At 37.0% G+C, this 26,256-nt stretch carries 22 protein-coding genes and 3 pseudogenes; 13 read left to right on the top strand and 12 right to left on the bottom strand.

Annotation, left to right across the window (positions count from 1 at the left end):
• Positions 1-83 precede the first annotated feature (83 nt).
• Positions 84-275: pseudogene (locus D2C72_01720) on the bottom strand (hypothetical protein).
• A gap of 391 nt (positions 276-666) precedes the next feature.
• Between D2C72_01720 and D2C72_01725 the strand changes: the two are divergent.
• Positions 667-861, top strand: a complete 195-nt coding sequence (locus D2C72_01725; GenBank protein QEF43163.1) for a hypothetical protein — start codon at positions 667-669, stop codon at positions 859-861.
• Positions 862-955: 94 nt separating this feature from the next.
• Here D2C72_01725 and D2C72_01730 read toward each other — a convergent pair.
• The 5 genes and pseudogenes from D2C72_01730 to D2C72_01750 form a co-directional block, all read right to left on the bottom strand.
• Positions 956-2,190 (bottom strand): annotated as a pseudogene (locus D2C72_01730) (transposase).
• Positions 2,177-2,809: an IS607 family transposase gene (locus tag D2C72_01735; protein QEF43164.1), complete on the bottom strand. Its 633-nt coding sequence runs from the start codon at positions 2,807-2,809 to the stop codon at positions 2,177-2,179. The pseudogene D2C72_01730 and the gene D2C72_01735 overlap by 14 nt, the downstream one beginning before the upstream one ends.
• Positions 2,806-3,000: a type II toxin-antitoxin system HicA family toxin gene (locus D2C72_01740; GenBank protein QEF43165.1), complete on the bottom strand. Its 195-nt coding sequence runs from the start codon at positions 2,998-3,000 to the stop codon at positions 2,806-2,808. The genes D2C72_01735 and D2C72_01740 overlap by 4 nt, the downstream gene beginning before the upstream one ends.
• Entirely contained in the window at positions 2,993-3,211 is a 219-nt protein-coding gene (locus D2C72_01745; GenBank protein ID QEF43166.1) for a type II toxin-antitoxin system HicB family antitoxin, read from the bottom strand. Before D2C72_01745 ends, D2C72_01740 begins: the two co-directional genes overlap by 8 nt.
• 235 nt (positions 3,212-3,446) lie before the next feature.
• Positions 3,447-3,634 (bottom strand): annotated as a pseudogene (locus D2C72_01750) (hypothetical protein).
• Between the two features lie 48 nt (positions 3,635-3,682).
• On the opposite strand from D2C72_01750, the gene D2C72_01755 reads away from it, so the two are divergent.
• Together D2C72_01755 and D2C72_01760 are read left to right on the top strand one after the other, a co-directional pair.
• Positions 3,683-3,799, top strand: a complete 117-nt coding sequence (locus D2C72_01755) for an urease-enhancing factor (protein QEF43167.1) — start codon at positions 3,683-3,685, stop codon at positions 3,797-3,799.
• Positions 3,800-3,910: 111 nt separating this feature from the next.
• Positions 3,911-4,093 carry a hypothetical protein gene (locus D2C72_01760; GenBank protein QEF44159.1) on the top strand — a complete coding sequence of 61 codons (183 nt, stop codon included), beginning with the start codon at positions 3,911-3,913 and terminating at the stop codon, positions 4,091-4,093.
• A 13-nt stretch (positions 4,094-4,106) separates the two neighbouring features.
• On the opposite strand, the gene glnA is transcribed toward D2C72_01760, so the two are convergent.
• On the bottom strand, positions 4,107-5,552 hold the full coding sequence (glnA, locus tag D2C72_01765) for a type I glutamate--ammonia ligase (GenBank protein ID QEF43168.1): 1,446 nt from the start codon (positions 5,550-5,552) through the stop codon (positions 4,107-4,109).
• Positions 5,553-5,687: 135 nt separating this feature from the next.
• Between glnA and D2C72_01770 the strand changes: the two genes are divergently transcribed.
• The 6 genes from D2C72_01770 to D2C72_01795 are packed head-to-tail and all read left to right on the top strand — an operon-like array spanning position 5,688 to position 12,064.
• Complete coding sequence (locus D2C72_01770) at positions 5,688-7,781, top strand: DUF262 domain-containing protein (GenBank protein ID QEF43169.1); 2,094 nt, start codon at positions 5,688-5,690, stop codon at positions 7,779-7,781.
• Between the two features lie 59 nt (positions 7,782-7,840).
• Positions 7,841-8,293 carry a 50S ribosomal protein L9 gene (locus tag D2C72_01775; GenBank protein QEF43170.1) on the top strand — a complete coding sequence of 151 codons (453 nt, stop codon included), beginning with the start codon at positions 7,841-7,843 and terminating at the stop codon, positions 8,291-8,293.
• Between the two features lie 3 nt (positions 8,294-8,296).
• Positions 8,297-8,839, top strand: coding sequence for an ATP-dependent protease subunit HslV (gene hslV, locus D2C72_01780; GenBank protein ID QEF43171.1), 543 nt, complete (start codon positions 8,297-8,299; stop codon positions 8,837-8,839).
• Positions 8,839-10,170 carry an HslU--HslV peptidase ATPase subunit gene (hslU, locus tag D2C72_01785; GenBank protein ID QEF43172.1) on the top strand — a complete coding sequence of 444 codons (1,332 nt, stop codon included), beginning with the start codon at positions 8,839-8,841 and terminating at the stop codon, positions 10,168-10,170. The genes hslV and hslU overlap by 1 nt, the downstream gene beginning before the upstream one ends.
• Complete coding sequence (locus D2C72_01790) at positions 10,167-11,075, top strand: GTPase Era (GenBank protein ID QEF43173.1); 909 nt, start codon at positions 10,167-10,169, stop codon at positions 11,073-11,075. The genes hslU and D2C72_01790 overlap by 4 nt, the downstream gene beginning before the upstream one ends.
• On the top strand, positions 11,072-12,064 hold the full coding sequence (locus D2C72_01795; protein ID QEF43174.1) for a peptidase: 993 nt from the start codon (positions 11,072-11,074) through the stop codon (positions 12,062-12,064). Before D2C72_01790 ends, D2C72_01795 begins: the two co-directional genes overlap by 4 nt.
• A gap of 77 nt (positions 12,065-12,141) precedes the next feature.
• Here D2C72_01795 and D2C72_01800 read toward each other — a convergent pair whose 3' ends face one another.
• A complete protein-coding gene (locus tag D2C72_01800; GenBank protein ID QEF43175.1) occupies positions 12,142-12,996 on the bottom strand; it encodes a sel1 repeat family protein in 855 nt (284 codons plus the stop codon).
• Positions 12,997-13,262: 266 nt separating this feature from the next.
• On the opposite strand from D2C72_01800, the gene D2C72_01805 reads away from it, so the two are divergent.
• The 4 genes from D2C72_01805 to D2C72_01820 are packed head-to-tail and all read left to right on the top strand — an operon-like array spanning position 13,263 to position 16,336.
• Positions 13,263-13,610 carry a cag pathogenicity island protein Cag1 gene (locus D2C72_01805; protein QEF43176.1) on the top strand — a complete coding sequence of 116 codons (348 nt, stop codon included), beginning with the start codon at positions 13,263-13,265 and terminating at the stop codon, positions 13,608-13,610.
• A gap of 15 nt (positions 13,611-13,625) precedes the next feature.
• The gene (locus tag D2C72_01810; protein ID QEF43177.1) at positions 13,626-14,372 is read left to right on the top strand and encodes a hypothetical protein; all 747 of its coding nucleotides are present in this window, start codon (positions 13,626-13,628) and stop codon (positions 14,370-14,372) included.
• Entirely contained in the window at positions 14,372-15,817 is a 1,446-nt protein-coding gene (locus D2C72_01815) for a type IV secretion system apparatus protein Cag3 (protein QEF43178.1), read from the top strand. Before D2C72_01810 ends, D2C72_01815 begins: the two co-directional genes overlap by 1 nt.
• A gap of 9 nt (positions 15,818-15,826) precedes the next feature.
• A complete protein-coding gene (locus D2C72_01820) occupies positions 15,827-16,336 on the top strand; it encodes a sodium:calcium antiporter (GenBank protein QEF43179.1) in 510 nt (169 codons plus the stop codon).
• Between the two features lie 491 nt (positions 16,337-16,827).
• Here D2C72_01820 and D2C72_01825 read toward each other — a convergent pair whose 3' ends face one another.
• The 4 genes from D2C72_01825 to D2C72_01840 form a co-directional block, all read right to left on the bottom strand.
• Complete coding sequence (locus D2C72_01825) at positions 16,828-19,074, bottom strand: type IV secretory system conjugative DNA transfer family protein (protein ID QEF43180.1); 2,247 nt, start codon at positions 19,072-19,074, stop codon at positions 16,828-16,830.
• A gap of 8 nt (positions 19,075-19,082) precedes the next feature.
• A complete protein-coding gene (gene virB11 / locus D2C72_01830; GenBank protein ID QEF43181.1) occupies positions 19,083-20,075 on the bottom strand; it encodes a P-type DNA transfer ATPase VirB11 in 993 nt (330 codons plus the stop codon).
• Between the two features lie 4 nt (positions 20,076-20,079).
• Entirely contained in the window at positions 20,080-20,679 is a 600-nt protein-coding gene (locus D2C72_01835) for a sodium:calcium antiporter (protein ID QEF43182.1), read from the bottom strand.
• Positions 20,680-20,814: 135 nt separating this feature from the next.
• Entirely contained in the window at positions 20,815-26,244 is a 5,430-nt protein-coding gene (locus tag D2C72_01840) for a cag pathogenicity island protein (protein QEF43183.1), read from the bottom strand.
• Between the last annotated feature and the right edge of the window lie 12 nt (positions 26,245-26,256).

Below are 26,256 nucleotides of genomic sequence, written 5' to 3' on the forward strand. Positions count from 1 at the left end.
TAATTAGGGTAATTAACTGAATTTAGATTTCCATATTGGGTGTTGTTGTTTGAAGTAGCCAATCCTGATGGGTTTGTTATTGCCCCGCCATTACTTATATTGGTATCAAAGTAATTATTCATTCCGATTTTAATAAAGTTTAGCGTGCCATATTTAGTTGTGGTTGGGAGTGTTCCTACTAGGCCTGGCTTACCACTGAAATCTTGCATTTGGAATGGTTCGTTAAAAGTTAGCTGTGGTGTGCTTACATTACTAGGGTCTAATGCGTTATTCATGCTCATTAAACCTATCGCTGTCAATCCTTCTTGCGCTAAAGCTTTAAAGCATTGATAAATGTTGCTTTGGTCGGTTAAGATGCTTTGATTTAAATAGCTTGGTAATAATAGCCATTTATAGATATTGCTCGCATTATTGACAGGATTAAAAGGGACTGTTGACCCATCTGTGTTAAGTGTTTGTGCCATAGACTGACCATTAGGTTGAGTAAAAAAGCTGTTCGCATTAGTGTTTGGTAAGTATCCATTACACAAGAATTGTTCTATTTGAGTAAGGATAGCTAAATCATACCAGCCGTCCTCTTGGTAAATCGTTTGCTGATTAGTGTATTTAAATTCGCCTATTTTCTTTAAAGTTTTAGTGCCAAGCCCTATTCCTATTAACATTTTCATGCTAAATAATCTAATCTATAAAACACTAGATGAGTGTAATATTAGAATGGACAGATTAGAAGCCTTGTCTTTTAATTTTAGCGTAGGGGGAAAGTCAGTCAATATCAACAGCGCTAACCAAGAATTAGAATGTGTAGCATTTGATACGCAATTACAACTAGGGGCACTTAATGTTACTAAAGCAACCAACTAATCCTTGCTATCTTTACTAGCAGTATGTCTAAAAAACTCTTTAATCTTATTAAAAGTATTTAAAAAGTTATTTTTTGTAAATTTTCCCATCGTGTTTAAAACGCCAACGAGATTTTTACTGGAGTAAACACTACTCCGCTATCCCTTAGAGTTTTCACTGCATCAGGGAATACTTTTCTTAAAATGCCGATTGCACCGTTAATATCGGCGTTTAGGGATTTGCCTATGCTAGATTTAAATAGCCCTCGTTTAACTCTTTTACCTAAATATTGCTCGTGGTGCTGCATGGGTTCGTTAGCCAAGTGGTCGCACTTGCTCGTAAATCTCTCTTCTGTTGTGTGCAAAGTTATCCCCACTAAAGCACTCTTGTAGGCTAGTTTTTCAATAAAAGATTCATAAGGGATATTAGTAAAGTTCTGATTGGTTCTCTTGCCTAGCTTTAGCTCTTGTTTCCAGCCATCATTTTTACCGATGACAATTGTAGAAATGCCCTTTTTTAAGCAATGCCCCACCACATAGGCGCTCGCCTTGTGCATAAAATCATTGACTTTACACTCCCGCCATAGAGCTAATTTGCCTAAGCGTTTTGTTCAAAAGCGCTTATTTGAAGTCTTGGCTTTGGCTTGATAATGGGCTTTGAGTTTGTTAAACCACTGATTGACAGACTTCACCCCTCCGCCTTTGATAATAAAAGAACTACTTTGATTATCTATTGCAGTTACGAAGTTGTTCAAGCCTAGATCAATACCCATAATGCCAATGCCATGAGTTTGTGGAAGTTTGTGCGTGGTTTGCTCATAGACAACTTCCACGATAAAACAAGTGGTTTTAGGGATTAAGCGTCCTTGCTTTAGCCTAGAAGTTTGAGGGTTTATTTTAGTGATAAGTCTTTTTAAATTAGCTTTTTTTGGGAATTTAATTTTTGCCATGCGTCCTTTCGTAAAGCTAGTTTGCTGGTTTGTTAAAACCCCTATAGATACGCCATCTTTTGGTTTGAATTTAGGGATTTTTGGACGCGTTAGAAAGCTAGAAGGCTTGAGTTTTTAAGCTTTAAGGGCTTTTAAATAGCTTTTCCAATTTTGAGATAAAAGCATTAATACCTGTTGTGCGCTTTGGGCAGGCAAAGCTTTGTAATCTCTTTGGCTTTCTTTGACAAAGCGATTCGATTGATTAAATCGTAGGCTGTAGGCAACTTAAAACCCGCAAAGTAATGCTCTCTTAAAATAAAATTAGCGTAGTTGTAAAGGTTTTTAGACAGATGACAAAAGTCCTTAATGCGTTTAAAAATGGGGTGCGTGGGTCTAATAATATGACGTTCAGTCAAGGTCATCTGTTTCCCCATTAAGAGATTTTAGAAAGGCTGGATTAACCTTACTCTCTAAAAGCAACTTTTTAGCAATGCGGCGCTTAGAATACATCTTCATAGAAAAAGAATGGATTGTTTGCATGATGTCCTCAAACAGTTCTTGCTCTAAACTGATTGATTCACACTGATTGATAATAACGATTTTAGTGCCATAATCGCTAAATAGCTTTTCTACTAACTCATAGCTCAATCTAGCTAATCGGTCTTTATAGGAAATATAAACCGCCTTAATTTTAAACGCCATTACCGCATTAAGAAGTTCCATAAAACCCTTTCTGTCCAAAGACATGCCGCTTTTAATATCAGAATAGATACTATCTACAGATATTCCTTTAGCATTTATAAAAGAGATACAGTTTTCTATTTGATTGTGCAAGTCTTGTTTCTGCTTTTGAGTGCTTACCCTAGCATAAACTACATTCAGCCTACCATCTTCAATTCCTGCTAAAGAATAGACATCAGAATCGTTGTATATATAGTAACCATTGGGTTCTTGTTTAACTCGTATCTTTCCACTTTTAACATACTTCCAAAGAGTAACACGGGATATTTTTAAGATCTTTAAGACTTCTTTAGATTTCATTTAAGGATATTTTCCATGATTTCTTTCACTATTTTAGGGTGCAAGATTTCGCCAGAATGAAAAGGCAAAACCTGCCTGATTTTATCTTTCACATAAATTCTATGGCTGCCTTTTTGCCTAGAGAAAACAAATCCATTCTGCAATAATAGCTTCTCTGCTTCTTTAGCTGTGAGTCGTGGCAATTCAGGCAAAAGCTATCTCAATGGGTGCTATTACAGAATTTTTCTTAGAAAGAAAAGCTAACTCATCGGCTTCTAAATCTCCCAAATAAAGCTCTATGGCTTCTTTAATGTTTCTTAGGGCTTCTTCATAACTTTTCCCTTGTGATACACAGCCTTTTAGAAAGGGGACAAAAGCAAAATACCCATTCTCATCTTTTTCTATGACAGCGTTTATAAGCATGGCACTACCTTTGATTAAATTTCTTATGATTATACACATAATATATTTTAAACAAAATTAAATTGAAAGTTTAATAATAGAAATGGAATACCGCTCTCTGTTAGCCTTACTAAAGGGCTTTTACTATACTATAAGGGATATTGCTAACGATTAAGCTGTATTGGAAGAGTTTATTTTGCAAGAATTAATCTTGCCTTGTGTGATTAGTAACACAAGGCAAGTGTGGTAAACCCTACTACAATTTCAATTCAAGGAGCCTAACTAAAATAAAATGATAAATTTTAGTTAGGGCTTTATTATAGCAAAAATTATCAAGGATTACAAAGGGTAGCGTTTCTGGTTGGGATTTAGAGTGCTATTTTAGTTGCTTTGAGTTCCATTTACTTTTTTTTCATAATAAATCTTAACTATCCATAAATACATGATTAAAGTATTTGAGTTATTAAAAATTTTAAAACAAAAGGATATAAAATGAAAACCATTAGAAATAGCGTGTTCATTGGATCTTCTTTACTCGGCGGTTGTGCTAGCGTTGAGACTTATTTTGACACTTTGCGTGTTGCTTGCGTTAAAGACGCTTGTTTGTAGAGAAAGAAGCGCACCACACGCCCAAAGACTTTGATAGCCCTTACCACACTGACTAAACCGGCACTGGGTTTTAGGCGGGTTTAGTTGGGGGTTTTAGGGGTGTTATTTCAAATGCTCTCTGTCCCCTTAAAAAATGAGTTTTGCATAAAAAATAAAGTTAAAAACCCCATTGTTAAAGATCAAAGAGCCTTAAGTAAGGCTTATCCAAAAAGCAAAGAAAATCAATTTTTCCAACCACTTTTTAAGAACAAGGCATTTTTGCCCTATTCTAAATTGTTAAAATGGGATTATTGATTTGCTCATTGTTTTAGCATGAATAAGTGGTGATAAATTCAAAAGGATGGGGTTTGCTCTCCCATGGGAACACTTCAGAATGGAATTTAAGAGACTGATAGGCCTGGATAAATTCTTCGCTAAAGACCTGACCTTCTTTTAAATACTGCTTATCGGCTAGCATTTCTTCTAACGATCTCCTTAAAGTGTGGGGCATTTGTTTGATGCCTTTTTCTCTAATTTCATCTAAAGTCAATTTGAAAAGGTTAATGTCCATCGCTTCGCCGGGATCCATTTTATTTTTAATGCCATCAATGCCCGCCATTAAAATAGCCCCAAAAGCCAGGTAGGGGTTTGATGAGCTGTCAGGAAACCTAAATTCAAACCTAGCACTATTTTTAGAAATCCCATAAGGGATACGCACGCTAGCGCTCCTATTGCTGGCTGAATAAGTTAAAATGGATGGGGCTTCATATCCCGGAATCAGGCGTTTGTAAGAATTGGTGGAAGCGTTAGTGAAAGCGGCTAACCCTCTAGCGTGGCGCAACACGCCCCCTAAAAAATGCAACGCAAACTCGCTCAAGCCCTTGTAAGTTTCGCCACCAAAAAGGTTTTCGTTATTTTTCCAAACGCTCACATGGGTGTGCATCCCGCTCCCATTATCCCCATATAGGGGTTTTGGCATGAAAGTAGCCGTTTTCCCATTTAAATGAGCGACCATTTTAACCACATATTTGAGTTTTTGGACATTGTCAGCGGCTTCCACTAAATCCCCAAATTTCACGCCCACTTCGCCTTGCGCTTGCGCGACTTCATGATGGACGACAAAAGTTTCTAACCCCACTTGGTTTAAGACTTTCACGATTTCTGTGCGAATATCCATCATCGTATCCGTTGGCGGCACAGGCATATAACCTCCTTGCTTGCCCGGTCTATGCCCAAAATTGACGCCATTTTCAAAGCTTTTATCCCTATTCCATTCGCCCTCTTCGCTATCCACTTCGTAGTATTGGGAATTGGAAGCGTCTTTAATCTTAATGGAATCAAAGATAAAAAATTCATTCTCCGCGCCAAAATAAGCCACATCGCCTAAGCCCAAATCTCTTAAATGTTTTAGGGCTTTTTTAGCGATACTTCTAGGGCATTTTTCATAAGGCTGATTTTTATACACATCATACACATCGCAAAACACGACCGCGCTCACATCCGCGCTAAAAGGGTCAATGAAATAACGCACCAAATCGGGGGTTAAAATCATATCCGAATGTTCAATGCCTTGCCAGCCTTTAAAAGAGCTCGCATCAAAAGGGATCCCTTCTTTAAACAAGTCATGCGTTAAAGCCCCAAAAGAATAAGCGATATGGTTCCAAGTGCCTTTAATATCGCTGAATCTAAAATCCACAAATTCCACTTCATTTTCTTTGCAAAATTCAAAAAATTCTTTGATCTTGCTTTCGCTATTTTGAGTTCTTACTACCATTAACCACCTTTAATTGTTATGAATTGAGTTTGATTGATAGGGGTGATTATAGCATTTATGGGGTAAAAAAGTAAAATTTGTATCAAGTTTGATTAAGACGCATGCGGTAAAATCCGCTAAATCAAGGAGTGTATTATGAACGCAGGTGCAACTACATTATTAGGATTTTTTGAAGAAAATCAAAACAATCAATTTGTCATCCCCATCTATCAGAGGTTGTATAGTTGGGGAAAGGAACAATGCAAACAATTATGGGATGATATTATAAAGATTGGTGGGAATGATAAAATGAATGGGCATTTTATCGGTTCTATTTTGTATGTGCTAGATGGTAATACGTCCTCTAGCCCATTACTCATCATTGACGGCCAACAAAGGCTCACCACTATCACGCTTTTACTTATCGCTTTAAGGAGTCATCTAAGCGATGAAGTTAAAATTTTGGAAAAATTTTCGCGTAAAGAAATAGAGAGCTATCTTATTAACAGCAATAAGGATGGCGATAAGAAATTCAAACTCATTTTATCAGAGTCTGATAAAGACACTTTGCTGTCTTTGATTGATGAAAACAAAAGAAAGCCGAGTGAGACTTCGGTAAAAATAATGGAAAATTTTAAATTATTTGAAGAATGGATCAGTAAAAACACCGGCAAGCTAGAAACGATTTTTAAAGGATTAAAAAAACTCATGATAGTTTGGATTGCTTTAGAAAAAGGGAAAGATGATCCTCAACTTATTTTTGAGAGCATGAACTCAAAAGGTATCGAACTCACGCAAACGGATTTGATCAGAAACTATATCGTAATGGAAACAGAGGTTGAAAACCAAGAAAACTTTTATAATCAATATTGGAGGGCTATGGAGGAGGATTTTAAACAAAATGAAACATTGTTTAATCGGTTTGTCCGGCATTATCTCACGATCAAAACAGGAAAGATTCCAAATATTAAAAAAGTTTATGAAGCTTTCAAGGATTACCAGCAAAAAGAGGGGATAGAAATAGAGAATTTACTAAAAGATTTGCAAAAATATTGCGGGTATTTTTGCCAGATTGCATTCAAAAAAGAAGCCGATGAGAGAGATAAGAGATTGAATGAGGCTTTAGGTTTTTTGGTGGATTTAGAGATGGATGTGGTGTATCCGCTATTGCTAGAGCTTTATAGCGATTATAAGGATGGCGTTTTATCCAATCAGGATTTTATCTCTATTATCGATTTAACAGAGAGCTATCTTTGCAGAAGGGCGGTGTGTGGGCTTGGCGCAAATGGTCTCAATAAAATCTTTCCCTCTTTTACAAAAAAAATCAATAAAGATCAATATCTTGAAAGTATAGAAGCACATTTTTTATCATTGGAAAAGACGACAGGAAAATTTCCTAAAGATTCTGAATTTAAAGATTCTTTTATTACGATAGATTTTTATCATTTTAAAAAAAATAAATACTTTCTTGAAAGGCTAGAAAAATTTAACACAAATGAGCCGGTCAATACTCAAAAATGCAGCATAGAACATATAATGCCTCAAACCCTTACTCCAGAATGGCAAAAGGATTTGGGTGAAAATTTTAAAGCGATACACGAGAAATACCTCCACACAATAGGGAATCTCACTCTAACCGGTTATAACTCTGAGTATAGCAACAATTCTTTCCAAGAAAAAAGAAATATGGAAAACGGCTTTGAACAAAGCCCATTGAGACTCAATCAAAGTTTAAAAAATTCAGAATCTTTTGGCGAAAAAGAGATTGAAGAAAGAGCTAATGATTTGGCGGATTGGGCTTTAAAGATTTGGACTTACCCAATTCTAGAGGCAGAAACATTAGAGGAGTATAAACTCAAGAAAGAAAAAAAGGTTTATGATTTAAGCTCTTATAAGTTTAGCCCCCATTCAAGGGAGTTATTTGATATTTTAAGAAAAGAGATTAAAGCTCTTGATGAAAGGGTAACTGAAAAATTTAATCAACAATATATAGTTTATAAGTTTTTTAAAATAAGTTTTGTGGATATTGTTGTGCAAGAAAAAGGCTTAAAATTGTATTTAAAAATGAACTTGAATGAATTGCAAAATGAAATAAAGGAAAAACTAAAAATCAGAGATGTTTCTAATATCGGTCGTCCATGCGTTGGAAACATGGAAGTAGAGCTAGAAACAAAAGAAAATATCCCTTATTGTTTGGGATTGATCAAGCAGGCTTTAGAAAAACAGATGGGTGGTAGGAATAGGCAATAAAAACCCAACTTATTAAAATAAAGAGTATAATTACAAATTACTTACAACTTAAAGGGGATATGATGAAAGTTCTATTATTAGAAGATGTGAAAAATTTAGGCAAAGCGGGTGAAGTGTGCGAAGTTAAAGATGGCTATGGGAATAACTTTTTAATCGCTAACCAAAAAGCCAAACTCGCCACTAACGAAGTGATCAACAAATACAAAGCCGAAGTCAAAAAGAAAGCGGAAAAAGAAGCCCTAGAAAAGGCGCAAAAACTGCAAATGGTAGAAACCTTACAAACCATCACGCTGACTATCCATAAAAAAGTCGGTGCGAACGGCTCTTTATTTGGAGCGATCACTAAAGAAGAGATCACGGAGCGTTTGAAAGAACAGCATGCGAGTTTAAATTTAGATAAAAAAGACATCGAGCTCAAACACCCGATTAAAAGCACAGGGATTTATGAGATTGAAGTCAAGCTTGGATCGGGGATTGCGGGCGTGTTTAAAATTGATGTGGTGGCTGAGTAGAAAATGTTTGAAGCGACGACGATTTTGGGCTATAGAGGGGAATTTGACAATAAGAAGTTCGCGCTCATTGGAGGCGATGGGCAGGTAACTTTGGGTAATTGCGTAGTCAAAGCCAATGCGACAAAAATCAGAAGCTTGTATCACAACCAGGTTTTAAGCGGGTTTGCCGGAAGCACGGCGGACGCTTTTAGTTTGTTTGATATGTTTGAACGCATATTAGAGAGCAAAAAAGGGGATTTGTTTAAAAGCGTGGTGGATTTCAGCAAAGAATGGCGCAAAGACAAGTATTTACGCCGATTGGAAGCGATGATGATCGTTTTAAACTTCGATCATGTTTTTATTTTGAGCGGCACGGGCGATGTTTTAGAAGCTGAAGACAATAAGATCGCTGCTATTGGGAGTGGGGGGAATTTTGCTTTGAGCGCGGCTAGGGCTTTGGATCATTTCGCTCATTTAGAGCCTAGAAAACTCGTAGAAGAGTCCTTAAAAATCGCAGGGGATCTTTGCATTTACACCAACACGAATATTAAAATTTTGGAGCTTTAATGTCTAAATTGAATATGACCCCAAGAGAAATTGTCGCTTATTTAGATGAATACATCATTGAGCAAAAGGAGGCTAAAAAGTTTATCGCTATCGCTTTAAGGAATCGTTACAGGCGTTTGCAACTGGAAAAATCCTTACAAGAAGAAATCACGCCTAAAAACATTTTAATGATTGGCTCTACTGGCGTGGGTAAAACTGAAATCGCAAGAAGAATGGCAAAAATCATGAAACTCCCCTTTGTGAAAGTGGAAGCGAGCAAATACACAGAAGTGGGTTTTGTGGGGCGCGATGTGGAGTCTATGGTAAGGGATTTAGTCAATAACAGCGTGCTTTTAGTGGAAAATGAGCATAAAGAAAAATTAAAAGACAAGATTGAGGAGGCGGTTATAGAAAAAATCGCTAAAAAACTCCTGCCCCCTTTGCCTAGTGGTGTGAGTGAAGAAAAAAAACAAGAATACGCTAACAGCCTTTTAAAGATGCAACAAAGAATCGCGCAAGGCGAGTTGGATAGTAGAGAAATTGAAATTGAAGTGCGTAAAAAAAGCATAGAGATTGATTCTAATGTGCCGCCTGAAATTTTAAGGGTTCAAGAAAATTTGATTAAGGTTTTCCATAAAGAACAGGATAAAGTCAAAAAAACCTTAAGCGTTAAAGAGGCTAAAGAAGCCCTAAAAGCAGAAATTAGCGACACGCTTTTAGATGGCGAAGCCATTAAAATGGAGGGTTTGAAGCGCGCGGAAAGTTCAGGGGTGATTTTTATTGATGAAATTGATAAGATTGCTGTCAGTTCTAAAGAAGGAAGCCGTCAAGATCCCAGTAAAGAGGGGGTTCAAAGGGATTTGTTGCCGATTGTAGAGGGGAGTGTGGTGAATACGAAGTATGGCTCTATTAAAACAGAGCATATTTTATTCATTGCGGCAGGGGCGTTTCATCTTTCTAAACCAAGCGATTTGATCCCTGAATTGCAGGGGCGTTTCCCTTTAAGGGTGGAGTTAGAAAATTTAACCGAAGAAATCATGTATATGATTTTAACCCAAACTAAAACCTCTATCATCAAGCAATACCAAGCCCTTTTAAAAGTGGAGGGCGTAGAAATTGCGTTTGAAGACGATGCGATCAAAGAGTTAGCCAAACTTTCTTATAACGCCAATCAAAAAAGCGAAGACATAGGCGCTAGAAGGTTGCACACCACCATTGAAAAAGTGCTAGAAGACATTAGTTTTGAAGCGGAGGATTATTCTGGGCAACGTATCACTATCACTAAAGAATTGGTTCAATCCAAGCTAGGGGATTTAGTGGCTGATGAAAATTTAGTGAAGTATATTTTATAATGAAAACTAAGGCGGGCTTTGTAGCTCTTATAGGCAAACCAAACGCTGGAAAAAGCACTCTTTTAAACACTCTCTTAAACGCTCATTTAGCCCTTGTTTCGCATAAGGCTAACGCGACTAGAAAATTGATGAAATGCATCGTGCCTTTTAAAGACAAAGAAGGGTATGAGAGCCAAATCATTTTTTTAGACACACCAGGGCTTCATCATCAAGAAAAATTACTCAACCAGTGCATGCTCTCACAGGCTTTAAAAGCGATGGGCGATGCTGAATTGTGTGTTTTTTTAGCTTCTGTGCATGATGATTTAAAAGGCTATGAAGAGTTTTTAAATTTGTGCCAAAAACCCCATATCTTGGCTTTGAGTAAGATTGATACAGCCACGCATAAGCAGGTTTTACAAAAATTACAAGAGTATCAAAAATATTCATCGCAATTTTTAGATCTAGTGCCTTTGAGCGCGAAAAAATCTCAAAATTTAAACACGCTTTTAGAATGCATCAGTAAGCATTTAAGCCCTAGCGCATGGCTTTTTGAAAAGGATTTAATGAGCGATGAAAAAATGCGCGATATTTATAAGGAAATCATTAGGGAGAGTTTGTTTGATTTTTTGAGCGATGAAATCCCTTATGAAAGCGATGTGATGATTGATAAATTTATAGAAGAAGAACGCATAGACAAGGTGTATGCGCGCATTATCGTAGAAAAAGAAAGCCAAAAAAAAATCGTGATAGGCAAAAACGGGGTGAATATCAAACGCATCGGGACTAACGCACGATTAAAAATGCAAGAAGTGGGCGAAAAAAAGGTTTTTTTAAACTTGCAAGTGATCGCTCAAAAATCATGGAGCAAGGAAGAAAAGAGCTTGCAAAAACTGGGCTATATCTATCAAAGGAATAGGGATTGAAAAAAATATTACCGGCTCTGTTAATGGGGTTTGTGGGATTGAATGCTGATGAGCGTTTGTTAGAAATCATGCGCCTTTATCAAAAACAAGGCTTGGAAGTGGTGGGTCAAAAATTGGATTCTTATTTAGCGGATAAGTCTTTTTGGGCAGAAGAGCTTCAAAACAAGGACACGGATTTTGGCTATTATCAAAACAAGCAGTTTTTATTTGTGGCGGATAAATCCAAGCCCAGTTTGGAGTTTTATGAAATAGAAAACAACATGCTTAAAAAAATCAACAGCTCTAAAGCCCTTGTAGGCTCTAAAAAGGGCGATAAAACTTTAGAGGGCGATTTGGCCACGCCTATTGGAGTGTATCGTATCACGCAGAAATTAGAGCGCTTGGATCAATATTATGGCGTTTTGGCTTTTGTAACGAATTACCCTAATTTGTATGACACTTTGAAAAAGCGCACCGGGCATGGCATTTGGGTGCATGGAATGCCTTTAAATGGCGATCGGAATGAATTGAACACTAAGGGTTGCATTGCGATTGAAAACCCTATTCTAAGCTCTTATGATAAGGTATTAAAAGGCGAAAAAGCGTTCCTTATCACTTATGAAGACAAGTTTTCCCCTAGCACTAAAGAGGAATTGAGCATGATTTTAAGCTCCCTTTTCCAATGGAAAGAAGCTTGGGCTAGGGGCGATTTTGAACGCTACATGCGTTTTTATAACCCCGATTTCACTCGCTATGACGGCATGAAATTCAACGCTTTTAAAGAGTATAAAAAAAGGGTGTTTGCAAAAAATGAAAAAAAGAATATCGCTTTTTCCTCTATCAATGTGATCCCTTACCCCAACTCTCAAAACAAACGCTTGTTTTATGTGGTGTTTGACCAAGATTATAAGGCCTATCAGCATAACAAACTCTCTTATAGCTCCAATTCTCAAAAAGAACTCTATATAGAGATTGAAAACAATCAAGTGTCTATTATAATGGAAAAATAAGGCTCTGTTTTAATTAGGGTAATCTAAGCGGATTTTTCTAACCCATTCAGTCAAGCCTAAACAAGTTTGATGAAAAACTACAGAGCTTCCATGGCTTTTTCATAGCCAAATTCTGCGGATTTTTGCAAGAATTTTTTAGCCCTGTCCTTTTTCTTTCTAGTGCCAAGTCCTTCTTTATAAGCGATCCCAATCCTATAAAGAATTTCCCCCATTTGTTGTTTGAGTAAAATAATATTGCTTGAAATTTCAGCAATGTCTTCCCAAGAAAGTGTCTTATCTTTGATTTGAAGGGCTTTCTTAACAAGTATTTCAAATTTCTTTCCAAATTTTATAGGATTCGCGCTCAAACCTGAAAGATCAATGAATCGCGATCCAATAAGCATACTAGTGAACGCAAGGTTTGGTAATCTAAAATTGTTAGCAAAATAATTTGTGCTTTTATTAGAAAACATGCGAACCACATGCCTGTAAGTCTTGAGCGCTTGTTTCAAATCCTTTTTCATCCATAAGCCTTCTGCTTGCATGCGTCCTAAAATAAGAGCGCCCCCTAATAACCCACTCCCATACCCTTTGATAGCGTTTTGTGCATAGAATTGCGCTTTTTTGTAATCCACTTTCACGCCCTTTCCCTCCAAATACATTTTGGCTAAATAAACATTGCCAAGCCCAATGCTGTATTCTTGCGCCAATTTAAAATCTTTAAAGGCTTGTTTGTATTGGCCTTGATTAAAATGGTCTAAACCATTTTCAAAATAATATGTCTTATGATTTCGTGCAATTTCATCCCACTGATTTCGCGCCCTTTCATCCCAATCATCACTTATGCTAATATATTCATCAGCTATACAAAGTGAAAACGGCAACAATAAACCCAATAAAAGCAATAAAGGCTTTAAAAAAGAGAGGGTGGTGCGATAAAAATCTTTAAACATGTCAAGTCCTTTTACAATTTGAGCCATTCTTTAGCCTGTTTTTCTAGCCAGATCACAAGCGAACTTTCAAAGCAATTTAAATGGATAGCAGCAAGCTTAATCGATCTAACTTAAACGCTTCATTCTATCAAATCATCTCTTTTTAGACTACAAACAACAGCATAATGGCGACAAGCAATAGGGAGATGGTTTCATATTTTTTGCTATAATAACATGAATTTGTTTCATAGTAACAAATTGAGAATATACCTTATGGAGGTAACACTATGGCTGACATAATCAATACAACTGAAACAACCCATGAAACAAAGAAACCAAACGCTTTTGTAAATTTTTTCAAAAACAGTCTGGCTGATAAGCGTTATGATGCATTAGGTCTCATTGGAGCAGGGGTTTTATGTTGTGTCTTGAGCGGTGCTATGGGGATTGTTGGGATAATTTTTGTCGCAATAGGAATCTTTTTGTCTTTTTCTAATATCAACTTAGTGAAATTAGTTGAAAAATTGTCCAAAAAACAACCTAAAGCGGCAACAACTGTCAATAACGAAACCCAAAAATCTCAAGCAACAAGCGTTACTAACGGACCAACTGAAGCTAAAGAGACTAAAGATTGAGGCAAAACAACGATTTTGACTGAAGAAAGAATGAGAGAAAATTTCAAAAATTTAGGTGTTCTAGTGGTTTATTACTCACTGCATGACCCACACAAGCGACCTATAAATTCTTTTTCTCTAAAGACTTCTAATATCATAGGATTCTCTATTTTTATCTGCGAACACGCACAAAAAGAAATCATGCAAAAAGTGGCTTCAAGATACACTGACGATTCAAATAAGTTCAACATCAAACCCAAAGAAAAGATTGATGAGAATGTCATTAACGCATTAGAGACAAGTTTGAAATCTAAAGGGGTCGTTTCAGAAACTCTAGAAAGTATCAAAGAAGCTAAAAACAACAAAGAGTATGAGAATTTGTCCAATAGGGGGTTTTTAAGGGCTAAATTGGATCAAGGGGTATGGATCAACTTTCAGGAGTCTCTAGGCTACAACTTGAGTACCCTACAAAAAAAGGCAATCTCTCTGTTAAAAATCAGCCCCAATCAGATATTAGAATTAGTCCAAAAACTATACATGAAAGGGCATATAAGCTATCCTACTGAATATTTGTTTGAAGAGACTTTCAAAAAAAACTTATATAAGATTTACAAAGACTCAGAAAATGATTGCTTCAACAAGAATGTGGCTGATGAAGAAAAAGTTCTTTTAGAGTTTCCTAGCAGAAAATTCACTCCCAATGAGCTTTTTACAGCTGCATTACTTACCTTAAATGCAATGGAATTTTGTCTCTATATCAATTCTGAAAAAAAAGGAAACTAATGTTTAGAAAACTAGCAACCGCTGTATCGCTCATAGGCTTACTAACCTCTAACACTCTTTATGCTAAAGAAATAAGTGAAGCCGATAAGGTCATTAAGGCCACTAAAGAAACTAAAGAGACCAAGAAAGAAGCTAAACGACTCAAAAAAGAAGCTAAACAGCGCCAACAGATCCCTGATCATAAGAAACCTCAATATGCCTCTGTTGATGACACAAAAACTCAAGCGCTGTTTGATATATACGACACCTTGAATGTGAATGACAAAAGCTTTGGGGATTGGTTTGGTAATAGCGCTTTGAAAGACAAAACCTATCTCTACGCTATGGATCTATTGGATTACAACAACTATTTATCCATAGAAAACCCCATTATCAAAACAAGAGCAATGGGGACTTATGCGGATCTCATCATCATCACAGGTTCGTTAGAACAGGTCAATGGGTATTACAACATTCTAAAAGCGCTCAACAAACGAAACGCTAAGTTTGTGTTAAAAATCAATGAGAACATGCCTTATGCCCAAGCGACTTTTTTAAGAGTGCCAAAAAGAAGCGATCCCAATGCCCACACGCTTGATAAGGGAGCGTCAATTGATGAGAATAAGCTTTTTGAACAACAAAAACGCGCGTATTTCAACTACGCCAACGATGTGATCTGCAGACCTAATGATGAAGTGTGTTCGCCCCTAAGAGATGAGATGGTAGCTATGCCTAGTAACGATAGCGTTATTCAAAAACCCAATATCGTTGCTCCTTATAGCTTGTATAGACTCAAAGAGACAAATAACGCCAATGAGGCCCAACCATCACCTTATGCCACCCAAACCGCTCCTGAAAACAGCAAAGAGAAGCTCATAGAAGAGCTAATCGCTAACTCCCAACTCATAGCCAATGAGGAAGAGAGGGAAAAGAAACTCTTAGCAGAAAAAGAAAAACAAGAGGCTGAATTGGCTAAATACAAGCTCAAAGACTTAGAAAATCAAAAGAAACTAAAAGCTTTAGAAGCAGAGTTGAAAAAGAAAAACGCTAAGAAACCTAGAGTAGTGGAAGTGCCTGTTTCTCCTCAAACAAGTAATTCTGATGAAACAATGAGAGTTGTCAAAGAAAAAGAGAACTATAATGGGTTATTAGTGGATAAGGAGACCACGATCAAAAGAAGCTATGAGGGGACTTTGATCAGTGAAAATTCTTACAGCAAAAAAACGCCTCTCAACCCTAATGACTTGAGGAACTTAGAAGAAGAAATCAAAAGCTACTACATCAAGTCTAACGGCTTGTGTTACGCTAATGGCATTAGCCTCTATGCAAAAATCAAAAACGACCCCTATAAAGAGGGAATGCTGTGTGGTTATGAGAGTGTTCAAAATCTGCTCTCACCTCTAAAGGACAAGCTCAAATACGACAAGCAGAAGTTACAAAAAGCGTTACTGAAAGATTCAAAGTAAGTTAAAGTTTTGTTTGAGAAATGGATTGGTCTGACTTTGCTTCTTAATTCCTTAGCCTATCCATGCCAAAAGGTAACCATTAGTTTCAAGCAGTATGAAAATCTTATCCATATCCATCAAAAAGGTTGCAACAATGAAGTGGTGTGCAGAACGCTTATTTCTATCGCTTTGTTAGAAAGCTCTCTAGGGTTGAATAACAAGCGCGAAATTTCCACAAAAGACACTTCTTATTCCATGTTTCATATCACTTTAAACACCGCTAAAAAATTCTATCCTACCTACTCTAAAACGCTCCTCAAAACCAAATTGTTAAACGATGTGGATTTTGCGATCCAATTAGCCAAACAAATTTTAAAAGAAAATTTTGATTATTACCGCCAAAAACACCCCAACAAAAGCGTGTACCAATTAGTAGAAATGGCCATAGGCGCTTACAATGGGGGAATGAAACACAACCCTAATGGCGCTTACGTGAAGAAGTTTCGTTGCATTTATTCTCAAGTACATTACAACGAATAAAGCATGCTAGAATTAACTTATTTTGAATCTTTATAATTTTTATAAGCAATCTTGGTGGTATACTCCTACTATCTTACAAATTTATAATAATATTATTTGCATCATTATCTTTTAATCTTTTTAAAATATATTTTGATTCTTTTTGTTAAGATATTCTGTCTTTTTATTTTTTGGAATAGGCTTTTTGCCTTCCTTATAAGAACATATAGCGTAAGAACTCTTCCAATTCGCACCATTTTCTCTGAGCATGGGTGCTGTAAGAATGACTTGATGAATTTTAACCTAGTGCATGCAACAATCCACTAAGAGCGATGGCTGGCAAATCAAAGAACACACAAGCTTTTAGTGAGTGAAAATTCCATTAAAGATATAGGAAAACCCAAACGCTTCATGCAAGACAAAGACCATATTTTTTAGCAAAAATTAGCAAAGAAGCGCCTGATCTGATCTTGAAAGACTTCCAAAACGAAACTAATGATTAGAAACTAAAATCACAGTTCGCTTGAACCCACAGGCACTAAAGACTTGTCATAGCTCAATTCGCCTCTGGTTTTAGCGGCTTGCAAGTCATCATAAAATGTTGCTTGATTAGGCACTTTCCCCAATTTGTATTTCTTGCTCAAACTCGGACTCACCTTAATGAGTTCATCAGTGAAAAATGGATCATCGTAGTAAAGCGCCTTGTGGCATTTGATGGGTTTGAGCGTATTTTCTAAAATGATAAGCTCATCGCCCATAGTCATCAATTCATCAGGGGTCATCAAAAACCGCTCCTTGTTGCTGATAGAAGTGTTGGTCTTACCCGTATTATCATCAATGCTCCTACTCACATCTTGCCTTGTGTATTTCCCTAACACTTTAGAAAGCTTTTCAAAATGTTCATAGTAGTTATCGTTGTTAATCCCATAATACATATTCAAAGAAAGGTTGTCTAAAATAGTCTTAGCGCCATTCCTACCATAACCAAGTGGGGGGTCATTCTCTAGTTGCGCCTTACTTTGAAACACAAAAGCGGGGCGCATGTTGTATTCTGCCATAATCCCTACCGCTTTAACAAAGGTCTCTAAATAGCCACACAAAGTGAATTCGTCCATGAGCATCAAGCAACTTCTTTTGCATTGTGGATCATGGATTGGCAGAATCAAATTGCTATAAATCATCACGTTGAAAAACAGCTCTAATATCGGTCCAACAATAGTGCTTTCTTTAGGATTAGCGATCACACCAATACTCACTGCATCGATCCTTAAACGCCTGAAATCAAAATCATTAGCGCTCGTGAAATTTCTAATCATTGCGTTATTATAAGGAGCAAAGGCTGAAGTATATACCCCTTGAACAGAGCTATAAGTTTCTTTAGCGCCACCCATTGTCTTAAAGTTATTCCACATGTTTCTAGTGGCAGGACTAAGTGCTCTTAGATTATCGCCACTCTTATCTTCTTCACCTCCAAAAAATTCCATTAAAGACACGACTTTTTCCATGTTTGTGTCTTCATCAATCAGGTTGATCCCGCTTGCCATAGAACCTATGAAAAACATCGTAGGGGTTTCAGGCATGATGATTTTTTTTCTTTTAACAAACTCTAATCCCTTTTTAGTCCACATGAGATCCCTGTAAATATTGCAATTGATGACAAAAAGGTTTCGCGCCTGGTTGCTAAAAAAAGGATCTTTTTCATTAGGTCTTTCAGGGAACACCAACTTAGCCAATCCAAAGATTTGAGTGGAAAAATCCCCTCCACTAGCCACCATGCCATGCCCTTTTAAGCGTGTGTCAATTTGAGAGAGTATGTCTTCAGTCAAAACCACATCATTACCAAAATCCACATACGCGAAAGGATTAAATCGGTGTGTTTTTAAGGAGAAAGGTTCATAGATGAACACTTTTTGGTTGAAGCGTTTCTCTCTGATTTTCCCGCAAGTTTCCATAGTGTCAGCCTTAGGATCAAACACAACGATATTTTGAGGATAATTGATCATATTGGGCATGATGAAACCCACCCCCTTACCGCTCCTAGTAGGGGCAATGAGTCCAATGAACGCCTGTCCTGCGTAAGCGATAAAATCCCCCAAACCTCGCCTGCCTACAATCACCTCTCGTTTGTCAAAGGCGCGTTTTTTATTGTTGGGTGTGATAAGCTTGGCTTTGATCATTTTTTCTTCAGTTTCCCAACTCGCGCTGCCAAAGAGATCATCAACTTTTTTATTCGCTCCTATGTCTCTAGTCCGAGTTAAGTATTTTAAGAACCATACAAAAAAGGTGATAAAGATATAAGAGCATAAAATAGAACTATATACAACTAAGGATATATTGAACCCATAAATCTTGAGCGAGCTAAAAGTGAGCGCCTTAAAATAGTATGCAGGAAAATCTTGTATCGCATAGACCCATATATCAAAAAGATCATCATCGCTCTCAGGCAATTGATTATCATCATAAAAATTACCTAAGAGAATCAAGAAAAATAACCCTGATGTGATAAAAGAATAGGATAGTAATAGTATCGCTTGCAACCAAAAGCCAAAGGTTTTAACCCTTTCTTTCAGCCCATCTATAATGATCTCTTTAAAGCTTTTTTTCTTTTGAGGCTGGTTAGCTTTATCTTTAAAAACCTTTTTTTGAGTTTTTATGAATTTGTAGAGGAAAAATAACGCTATTAACCCTATGAAACTAAAAATAACAACCAACTTATAATCCTCTATGAAGTATAAGGCGTTATACAAAAAGTCTTCCATTGTGCCTACTACCTATGTTTGATATAAAACTCATCACACTGTTTGTGGTGGTTGATATGAACAATTATATCAATCAAATCTTTAAAGCCTTCAATGAGACTTTCAAACTTGATATTCCTTGCTGCGCTATTAGATGAACTCATGTTAGCTAAACGAATAAACGCTTCTTCACTGCTCCCTGCATGTAGAGTGGTTAGCGTGCCTTTATGGCCGCTACAAAGCACATTATAAAAATCGTATGCCTCACTGCTTCTGAGTTCCCCTAAAATGATTCTATCAGGCCGCATTCTCAAACATGACTTTAAGCAATCAGCAGAGGTGATATTCCCACCAAAAAAAAGCTGTGTGTAGTTCTTGTGGTGTTTGAATACGATCTCTTCGGTGTCTTCAATGGATATGATTCTTTCTTCTTTGGGGATAAACTCCATGATGCTTTTGATATAAGTCGTTTTACCGCTTCCTGTGCCACCACAAACAATCACATTCTTGCCAATAGCAATACCATCTTTAATCGCGCTGATCGCTTGTTCTTTGTTGTCTAGTAGATTATAAAAACCTTGTTCTTCAAAAAAGCTATGAGGATAGGTTGTTTTGCTAGGTATCCTTATGGATATGGAAATGGTTTCATCATTAACTGTAACAGGGGAAAGGACAATCTGCACCCTTTCACCATTCGCTAAATTGCTACTCAAAATAGGATTTTCATAGTTGTCTATTGTTTTTTTCTTAAAACTTGCACAACACCGAGCGAAATGCATTAAACGAGATAAGCTAAAGGCTTTCTTGTTTCTCACATCAAACGGTTGCCATTCGCCATTATTTTTTAAAACCCATACAACCTTGTCCCCATTGTAACAAATCTCAGTGATATTTTCCATTTTTAAAAAATCACCAAAAAGTTCTTCAGTAGCATGCCTTAGAGGATTTAATGCCGCTTCTTTTAAGGCTCTTTCTACTTCTAGAAATTTTTTATCTTCTGCACTCAATCTGTCTTCAGTCATGTTCTTATTCCAAATTTAATTTTAACTGGGTTATCAATTTAGCCCTTTCTAAAGAAGTGAGATAAGTCTTATTTTTGCTCAAAATAATATATTTAGTCCCTATATCTTGGACAATCTCATTGAGCTTCCTCCCAAAATCATCTATCCCTAGAATCTGAAACGCCACGCCCATCATATTGCCATCTATGAATGGCGGTAAATACTCTCTTGGCAGATAAGAAGCCACTAGGTCTGAAATTCTTGCCACTTCATCACACATGAAATTATTGAAGTTGTCAGAAATTTCTGCAACAAACTCTCCAAGCGTTAGTTCATTTTTGATCGTGCTTTCTGCAAAAGTCTTTTCTTGTTTGCAACGATTGTAACTGGCTAACACAAGGTTGTTTAAATAGTTGTAATAAGTATCAAAACTAATAAAATTCTTTTGCATATTGATTCTTAACTCTTGAACCCTTCTCAAAAAATCTTGCGGATCGTTGCTATCTTTTAAAGAAATGGCGTAATTTTGAATAAACTTATCCCTTACTTCATTCGCATTTCTTATAAGAGAACTGTTGCTGTCTAAGATCTTTTGTCTTTCTGTTTCATTGAAACCTAGTTCCATTGCTGTTTCCTTTCATTGTTTTTGCTTGGTTTTTTCCGCCACTATATCCTCTAGAAGAGCCTAGTTGGTTTTGTCTTTTATTTTGTAAAGAACCGAGTTTAAATAACATGAATACATTTTATCCTTTCTCTTGAATCAATTGCCACCTTTGGGGCTTGTGGTGATTTCTTCATGTTCTCTAGACAAAGTTTTGGTGCTTTGTTTGATGATTTCATCTACCACAGATTTGTTGGTAATTTTAACATCATACACACCACTAAAATCAATATCGTCCATTGTGAGAATCTTAATGCTATCGCCCTCATTTTTGTAAAAACTTGGGGGGATATTCATCAGTTGCCCTAGAATTTGATTAGACATCTGAGCTGAACTTTGCATACTGCCATTGATAGCTTGACCCAAAGCGTAATTAAATTCAGGTGTCCTTTCACTTCTACCTTTGCCAAGACCTATGAGTTTATCTAGGGCTATGATAGGCGCGGTTTGCAAGAAGCTATTAACCACGCTTGCTATCACAGCAAAGCCTATGCGCTTCATGAAGTGATTATTCACATAGCCATCTACCCCTGCTTCACCCAACATGCCTGCTGCTTGAGCGTTTGCTAGAGGTATAATCACCCCATCAGGCGTAATGGCTTTAGTAAAGACTATCATCAAACGAGTCATAATAGGCGTGCCACCTTTCACGCTTTGATAATTCCCATACACCTTAGTGCCTTTGTCTAATAAGATCATAGTGCCGTTCATGTTCCATACATCTTTGGCTACAACCCCACTCACTATACCCGTGAGAGTGGCATCTACTTTAGAAGTCAGAGTGATTTCAATGGGGGTGTATTGCGCTAAAACAAATGTGGGATCACTCTTGCCTATAAAGGCCTGTTTGACAGGGCTTGTTTCATCTTGTTTTTCTTCTTTCTTTTTATCATCAACGGGATTACCATTTTCATCTACAAAATCCCCACTCTTTTCTTTTTTGTTCTTAAGAGCGATTTCGCTGATATTTTTGGCAGTTTCTGCGACATCTTTGTCTATCTTATTGCTTTCTGCTTTAGTTTCTGCTGTGGGTTTTTTACTTTTTTCTTTATCATCATCTTTTTTATCGCCACCTAAAGCCTTAGCTAATTTAGCTTCTAAACTCTTATCCTTAATGGTTTTCTCTGTTTCGTATTGCTTAGTAATATCAGGCTCTATGGAAGCATAAATAGGATTATCGCTAGCTATTTTGTCCGCATCAACATTAGTGGCGTTAATAGTGGCAATATCGCCACCATTTTTAAAATCCATTGGCAACAATGGATAACCTTTAGCCGCCATGTTATCAAAGGTTTTGCGGCTTCTTAGATCGCTATAGATCCGATCCACTTCATCAGCTTGTCGTTTGATTCCTAGAATTAGCGCCCTTTCGCTATCGCTCAATCCCTCTAAACATTGCTCTATGGCTTCTTGATCAGTAGGGTCATCTAAGTTATCCAAGCACTCGCTTGCTTGATGCAACCTTTCTGTTTTACTCAATTGATTTTGTTGGTTCTGTGCCTTTTTATTTTGGATTTCTTGGATCAAATCGCTATAAAGGTTTTGGCATTTCCTTTTTTCTTCATCGGTCCTAGCCGTTTTCAAACAATCCAAGACAGCCTTTTCTCTGGCTTCTTGCAGGTATTTGAGCTTCTCTTCATCGCTCAAACCATCCAAACACTTCATGATAGCCGCTCTGTCGTTAGGATTGGCGTTTTTCAAGCAATCCTTTATCGCTTTATCTTTTTGTTGGCGCTGTTTCTCTAAAAATTTCCTCGCTTCAGGCGTGAGTAATTTCTCGCATTCTTGTTTCTCTTTTTCATTTCTAGCTCTTGATACGCAGTCTTTGTAAGCCTTAACACTCTCTTTAGCTTCTTCTAATAGTTTCCTCGCTTCAGGCGTGAGCAATTTCTCGCATTCTTTTCTTTCAGCTTCGTTTTTGGCTTTTGATACGCAATCCAAATAAGCCTTAACGCTTTTTTTAGATTCTTCTAATAGTTTTTTCGCTTCAGGCGTGAGCAATTTCTCGCATTCTTGTTTCTCTTTTTCATTTCTAGCTCTTGATACGCAGTCTTTGTAAGCCTTAACACTCTCTTTAGCTTCTTCTAATAGTTTCCTCGCTTCAGGCGTGAGCAATTTCTCGCATTCTTTTCTTTCAGCTTCGTTTTTGGCTTTTGATACGCAATCCAAATAAGCCTTAACGCTTTTTTTAGATTCTTCTAATAGTTTCCTCGCTTCGGGCGTGAGCAATTTCTCGCATTCTTTTCTTTCAGCTTCGTTTTTGGCTTTTGATACGCAATCCAAATAAGCCTTAACGCTTTTTTTAGATTCTTCTAATAGTTTCCTCGCTTCGGGCGTGAGCAATTTCTCGCACTCTTTTTTCTCAGCTTCGTTTTTGGCTTTTGATACGCAATCCAAATAAACCCTAACACTCTCTTTGGCTAAAACCTTTTTCTGTAAGTCTTTAGGGAGATCTTTGACACACCTTTTTTTCTCAGCTTCGGTTTTAGCGTTTTTCAAACAATCTAGCGCTTGATTCTCTAATAGTTTCCTCGCTTCAGGCGTGAGTAATTTCTCGCATTCTTGTTTCTCTTTTTCATTCCTAGCTCTTGAAACGCAATCCAAATAAGCCTTAACGCTTTTTTTAACTTCTTGCTCTAATAGTTTCCTCGCTTCAGGCGTGAGTAATTTCTCGCATTCTTGTTTCTCTTTTTCATTTCTAGCTCTTGATACGCAGTCTTTGTAAGCCTTAACACTCTCTTTAGCTTCTTCTAATAGTTTCCTCGCTTCAGGCGTGAGCAATTTCTCACACTCTTTTTTCTCAGCTTCAGTTTTGGCTTTTGATACGCAATCCAAATAAACCCTAACACTCTCTTTGGCTAAAACCTTTTTCTGTAAGTCTTTAGGGAGATCTTTGACACACCTTTTTTTCTCAGCTTCGGTTTTAGCGTTTTTCAAACAATCTAGCGCTTGATTCTCTAATAGTTTCCTCGCTTCAGGCGTGAGCAATTTCTCGCATTCTTGTTTCTCTTTTTCATTTCTAGCTCTTGATACGCAGTCTTTGTAAGCCTTAACACTCTCTTTAGCTTCTTCTAATAGTTTCCTCGCTTCGGGCGTGAGCAATTTCTCGCATTCTTTTCTTTCAGCTTCGTTTTTGGCTTTTGATACGCAATCCAAATAAGCCTTAACGCTTTTTTTAGATTCTTCTAATAGTTTTTTCGCTTCAGGCGTGAGTAATTTCTCGCATTCTTGTTTCTCTTTTTCATTTCTAGCTCTTGATACGCAGTCTTTGTAAGCCTTAACACTCTCTTTAGCTTCTTCTAATAGTTTCCTCGCTTCAGGCGTGAGCAATTTCTCACACTCTTTTTTCTCAGCTTCAGTTTTGGCTTTTGATACGCAATCCAAATAAACCCTAACACTCTCTTTGGCTAAAACCTTTTTCTGTAAGTCTTTAGGGAGATCTTTCAAGCACTCTTTCCGTTCTTCATCGGTTTTAGCGTTTTTCAAACAATCTAGCGCTTGATTCTCTAATAGTTTCCTCGCTTCAGGCGTGAGTAATTTCTCGCATTCTTGTTTCTCAGCTTCAGTTTTGGCTTGAGATACGCAATCCAAATAAGCTCTAACGCTCTTTTTAGCTTCTTCTAACTTTTTTTTCGCTTCAGGCGTGAGCAATTTCTCGCATTCTTGTTTCTCAGCTTCAGTTTTGGCTTGAGATACGCAATCCAAATAAGCCTTAACGCTCTCTTTGGCTTCTTCTTCTAAAAGTTTTTTCGCTTCGGGCGTGAGCAATTTCTCGCATTCTTGTTTCTCAGCTTCAGTTTTGGCTTGAGATGCACAGTCTTTATAAGCTTTCAGGCTCTCTTTAGCTAAAATATCGCTTTGTAAGTCTTTAGGGAGATTTTTCAAACACTTTTTTCGTTCTTCATCGGTTTTAGCGTTTTTCAAACAATCTAGAACCTGTTGTTCTAACTTTTTTTTCGCTTCAGGGGTGAGCAATTTCTCACACTCTTTTTTCTCTTTTTCATTCCTAGCTCTTGAAACGCAGTCCTTGTAAGCCTTGACGCTCATATCAGCTAGTAGTTCTTTTTGCAAGTCTTGGGGAATATTTTTCAAGCACTCGTTTCGTTCTTCATCGGTTTTAGCGTTTTTCAAACAATCTAGCGCTTGTTGTTTCAATCTTTCTATAGCTTCTTTAGACAAGCCTTTCAAGCATTCGTTTTTCTCAGCTTCTGTTTTGGCGTTTTTGATACAATCCTTATACTCTTGAAGCTCTTTTTGAAGCTCTAATTCCTTACGGAATTTCTCTCTAATCTCAGGGTCATTTATGAGTTTTAGGCACTCTTTCCGTTCTTCATCGGTTTTAGCGTTTTTCAAACAATCTAGAGCCACTTGAACTTTTTGTTGGTTTAGTAAGCTTTTTTTTAGGTTTTCATCTTTGATTAAATCTAAACACTTGATCCTTTCTTCTTCAGTTTTGGCATTTTTGATGCAATCATTATAAGCCTCTAGAGTCTTTTTCATTTGATCTTGAAGTTTTTTGTCTTTGATAAGCTTCAAACATTCTTCATAGTTGCCACCATTACTAATACACTCATAAAAGGCTCTCAATGGGTTTTTGTCCTCAATTTCTGCAATATTCAAATAGTTGTATAAGGTTCTATTGGGATCGTCATTGAAGAAAAGATTCTTATCGATCATATTGCCTTTTTCATTCCGTTCTTTCAGCAATCGGTTATACTCTTGCCTTATTTGGATTTCATCATTAACATAAAGATTCCTGTCTTTGCTAAAACGAGAGCTTTTATCTTCCAAAGGTACAAAGTAGTGAAAAATGCTTCTAGAAAATAAAATAATCACGATAAGAACGGCGACTACAATGCCACCAATAATGTATTTCTTTTTGCTTCCTTTGATAATCTCTTGATCGTTAGAGTCGTCAGTTATTTCTTCTAGCTTGTCTTCATCAAAATGGGTTTTAGTTTCTGTGGGGTTGTCAAGATGATTGTCTGAGCTTTCTGTGGGGTTGTCAAGATGATTGTCTGAGCTTTCTTCTTTTAAAAGATCTTCAAAATGATTGGCTTCTGTTGCTTCTTCATTAGATAGATCTTGGGGTGAATCTTGTTGGGTTTTTTCAGAAGTTTCATCATCAATCAAGTCCGTTTGAGTTTCTTCTTGATGCTCATTATTTTCTCGATCATCTTCTTCGTTCAGTTTTTGGGTTTCTTCATCTAAACTCTTTTGCTGAGTGAAAGGTCTTTTATCATCAACTAATTTTCTGGCTTTCTTGAATAACTTGTCTGCTAGACTGCCATTGCTAGATTCTGAAGTTTCATTACCTCCAGAATCCATTTGAGTTTGGGTTTCTTCTGGCTTGTCTTCATCAAAATGGGTTTTAGTTTCTGTGGAATTGTCAAGATGATTGTCTGAACTTTCTTCTTTTAAAAGATCTTCAAAATGATTGGCTTCCGTTGCTTCTTCATTAGATAGATCTTGGGGTGAATCTTGTTGGGCTTTTTTAGAAGTTTCAAGTTTATCGTTTTCTTCATTCATGTCTTAACGCCT

Origin of the sequence: Helicobacter pylori (assembly GCA_008032955.1) — a bacterium.
GTDB classification, from domain to species: Bacteria; Campylobacterota; Campylobacteria; order Campylobacterales; family Helicobacteraceae; genus Helicobacter; species Helicobacter pylori_DC.

What these genes read in the sequence shown, in the direction of transcription:
- D2C72_01725 (QEF43163.1), top strand. Translation starts at nt 667, where the DNA reads ATGCTAAATAATCTAATCTATAAAACACTAGATGAGTGTAATATTAGA.
- D2C72_01735 (QEF43164.1), bottom strand. Translation starts at nt 2,809, where the DNA reads ATGAAATCTAAAGAAGTCTTAAAGATCTTAAAAATATCCCGTGTTACT.
- D2C72_01745 (QEF43166.1), bottom strand. Translation starts at nt 3,211, where the DNA reads ATGCTTATAAACGCTGTCATAGAAAAAGATGAGAATGGGTATTTTGCT.
- D2C72_01755 (QEF43167.1), top strand. Translation starts at nt 3,683, where the DNA reads ATGAAAACCATTAGAAATAGCGTGTTCATTGGATCTTCTTTACTCGGC.
- D2C72_01760 (QEF44159.1), top strand. Translation starts at nt 3,911, where the DNA reads ATGCTCTCTGTCCCCTTAAAAAATGAGTTTTGCATAAAAAATAAAGTT.
- glnA (QEF43168.1), bottom strand. Translation starts at nt 5,552, where the DNA reads ATGGTAGTAAGAACTCAAAATAGCGAAAGCAAGATCAAAGAATTTTTT.
- D2C72_01770 (QEF43169.1), top strand. Translation starts at nt 5,688, where the DNA reads ATGAACGCAGGTGCAACTACATTATTAGGATTTTTTGAAGAAAATCAA.
- D2C72_01775 (QEF43170.1), top strand. Translation starts at nt 7,841, where the DNA reads ATGATGAAAGTTCTATTATTAGAAGATGTGAAAAATTTAGGCAAAGCG.
- hslV (QEF43171.1), top strand. Translation starts at nt 8,297, where the DNA reads ATGTTTGAAGCGACGACGATTTTGGGCTATAGAGGGGAATTTGACAAT.
- hslU (QEF43172.1), top strand. Translation starts at nt 8,839, where the DNA reads ATGTCTAAATTGAATATGACCCCAAGAGAAATTGTCGCTTATTTAGAT.
- D2C72_01800 (QEF43175.1), bottom strand. Translation starts at nt 12,996, where the DNA reads ATGTTTAAAGATTTTTATCGCACCACCCTCTCTTTTTTAAAGCCTTTA.
- D2C72_01805 (QEF43176.1), top strand. Translation starts at nt 13,263, where the DNA reads ATGGCTGACATAATCAATACAACTGAAACAACCCATGAAACAAAGAAA.
- D2C72_01815 (QEF43178.1), top strand. Translation starts at nt 14,372, where the DNA reads ATGTTTAGAAAACTAGCAACCGCTGTATCGCTCATAGGCTTACTAACC.
- D2C72_01825 (QEF43180.1), bottom strand. Translation starts at nt 19,074, where the DNA reads ATGGAAGACTTTTTGTATAACGCCTTATACTTCATAGAGGATTATAAG.
- virB11 (QEF43181.1), bottom strand. Translation starts at nt 20,075, where the DNA reads ATGACTGAAGACAGATTGAGTGCAGAAGATAAAAAATTTCTAGAAGTA.
- D2C72_01835 (QEF43182.1), bottom strand. Translation starts at nt 20,679, where the DNA reads ATGGAACTAGGTTTCAATGAAACAGAAAGACAAAAGATCTTAGACAGC.
- D2C72_01840 (QEF43183.1), bottom strand. Translation starts at nt 26,244, where the DNA reads ATGAATGAAGAAAACGATAAACTTGAAACTTCTAAAAAAGCCCAACAA.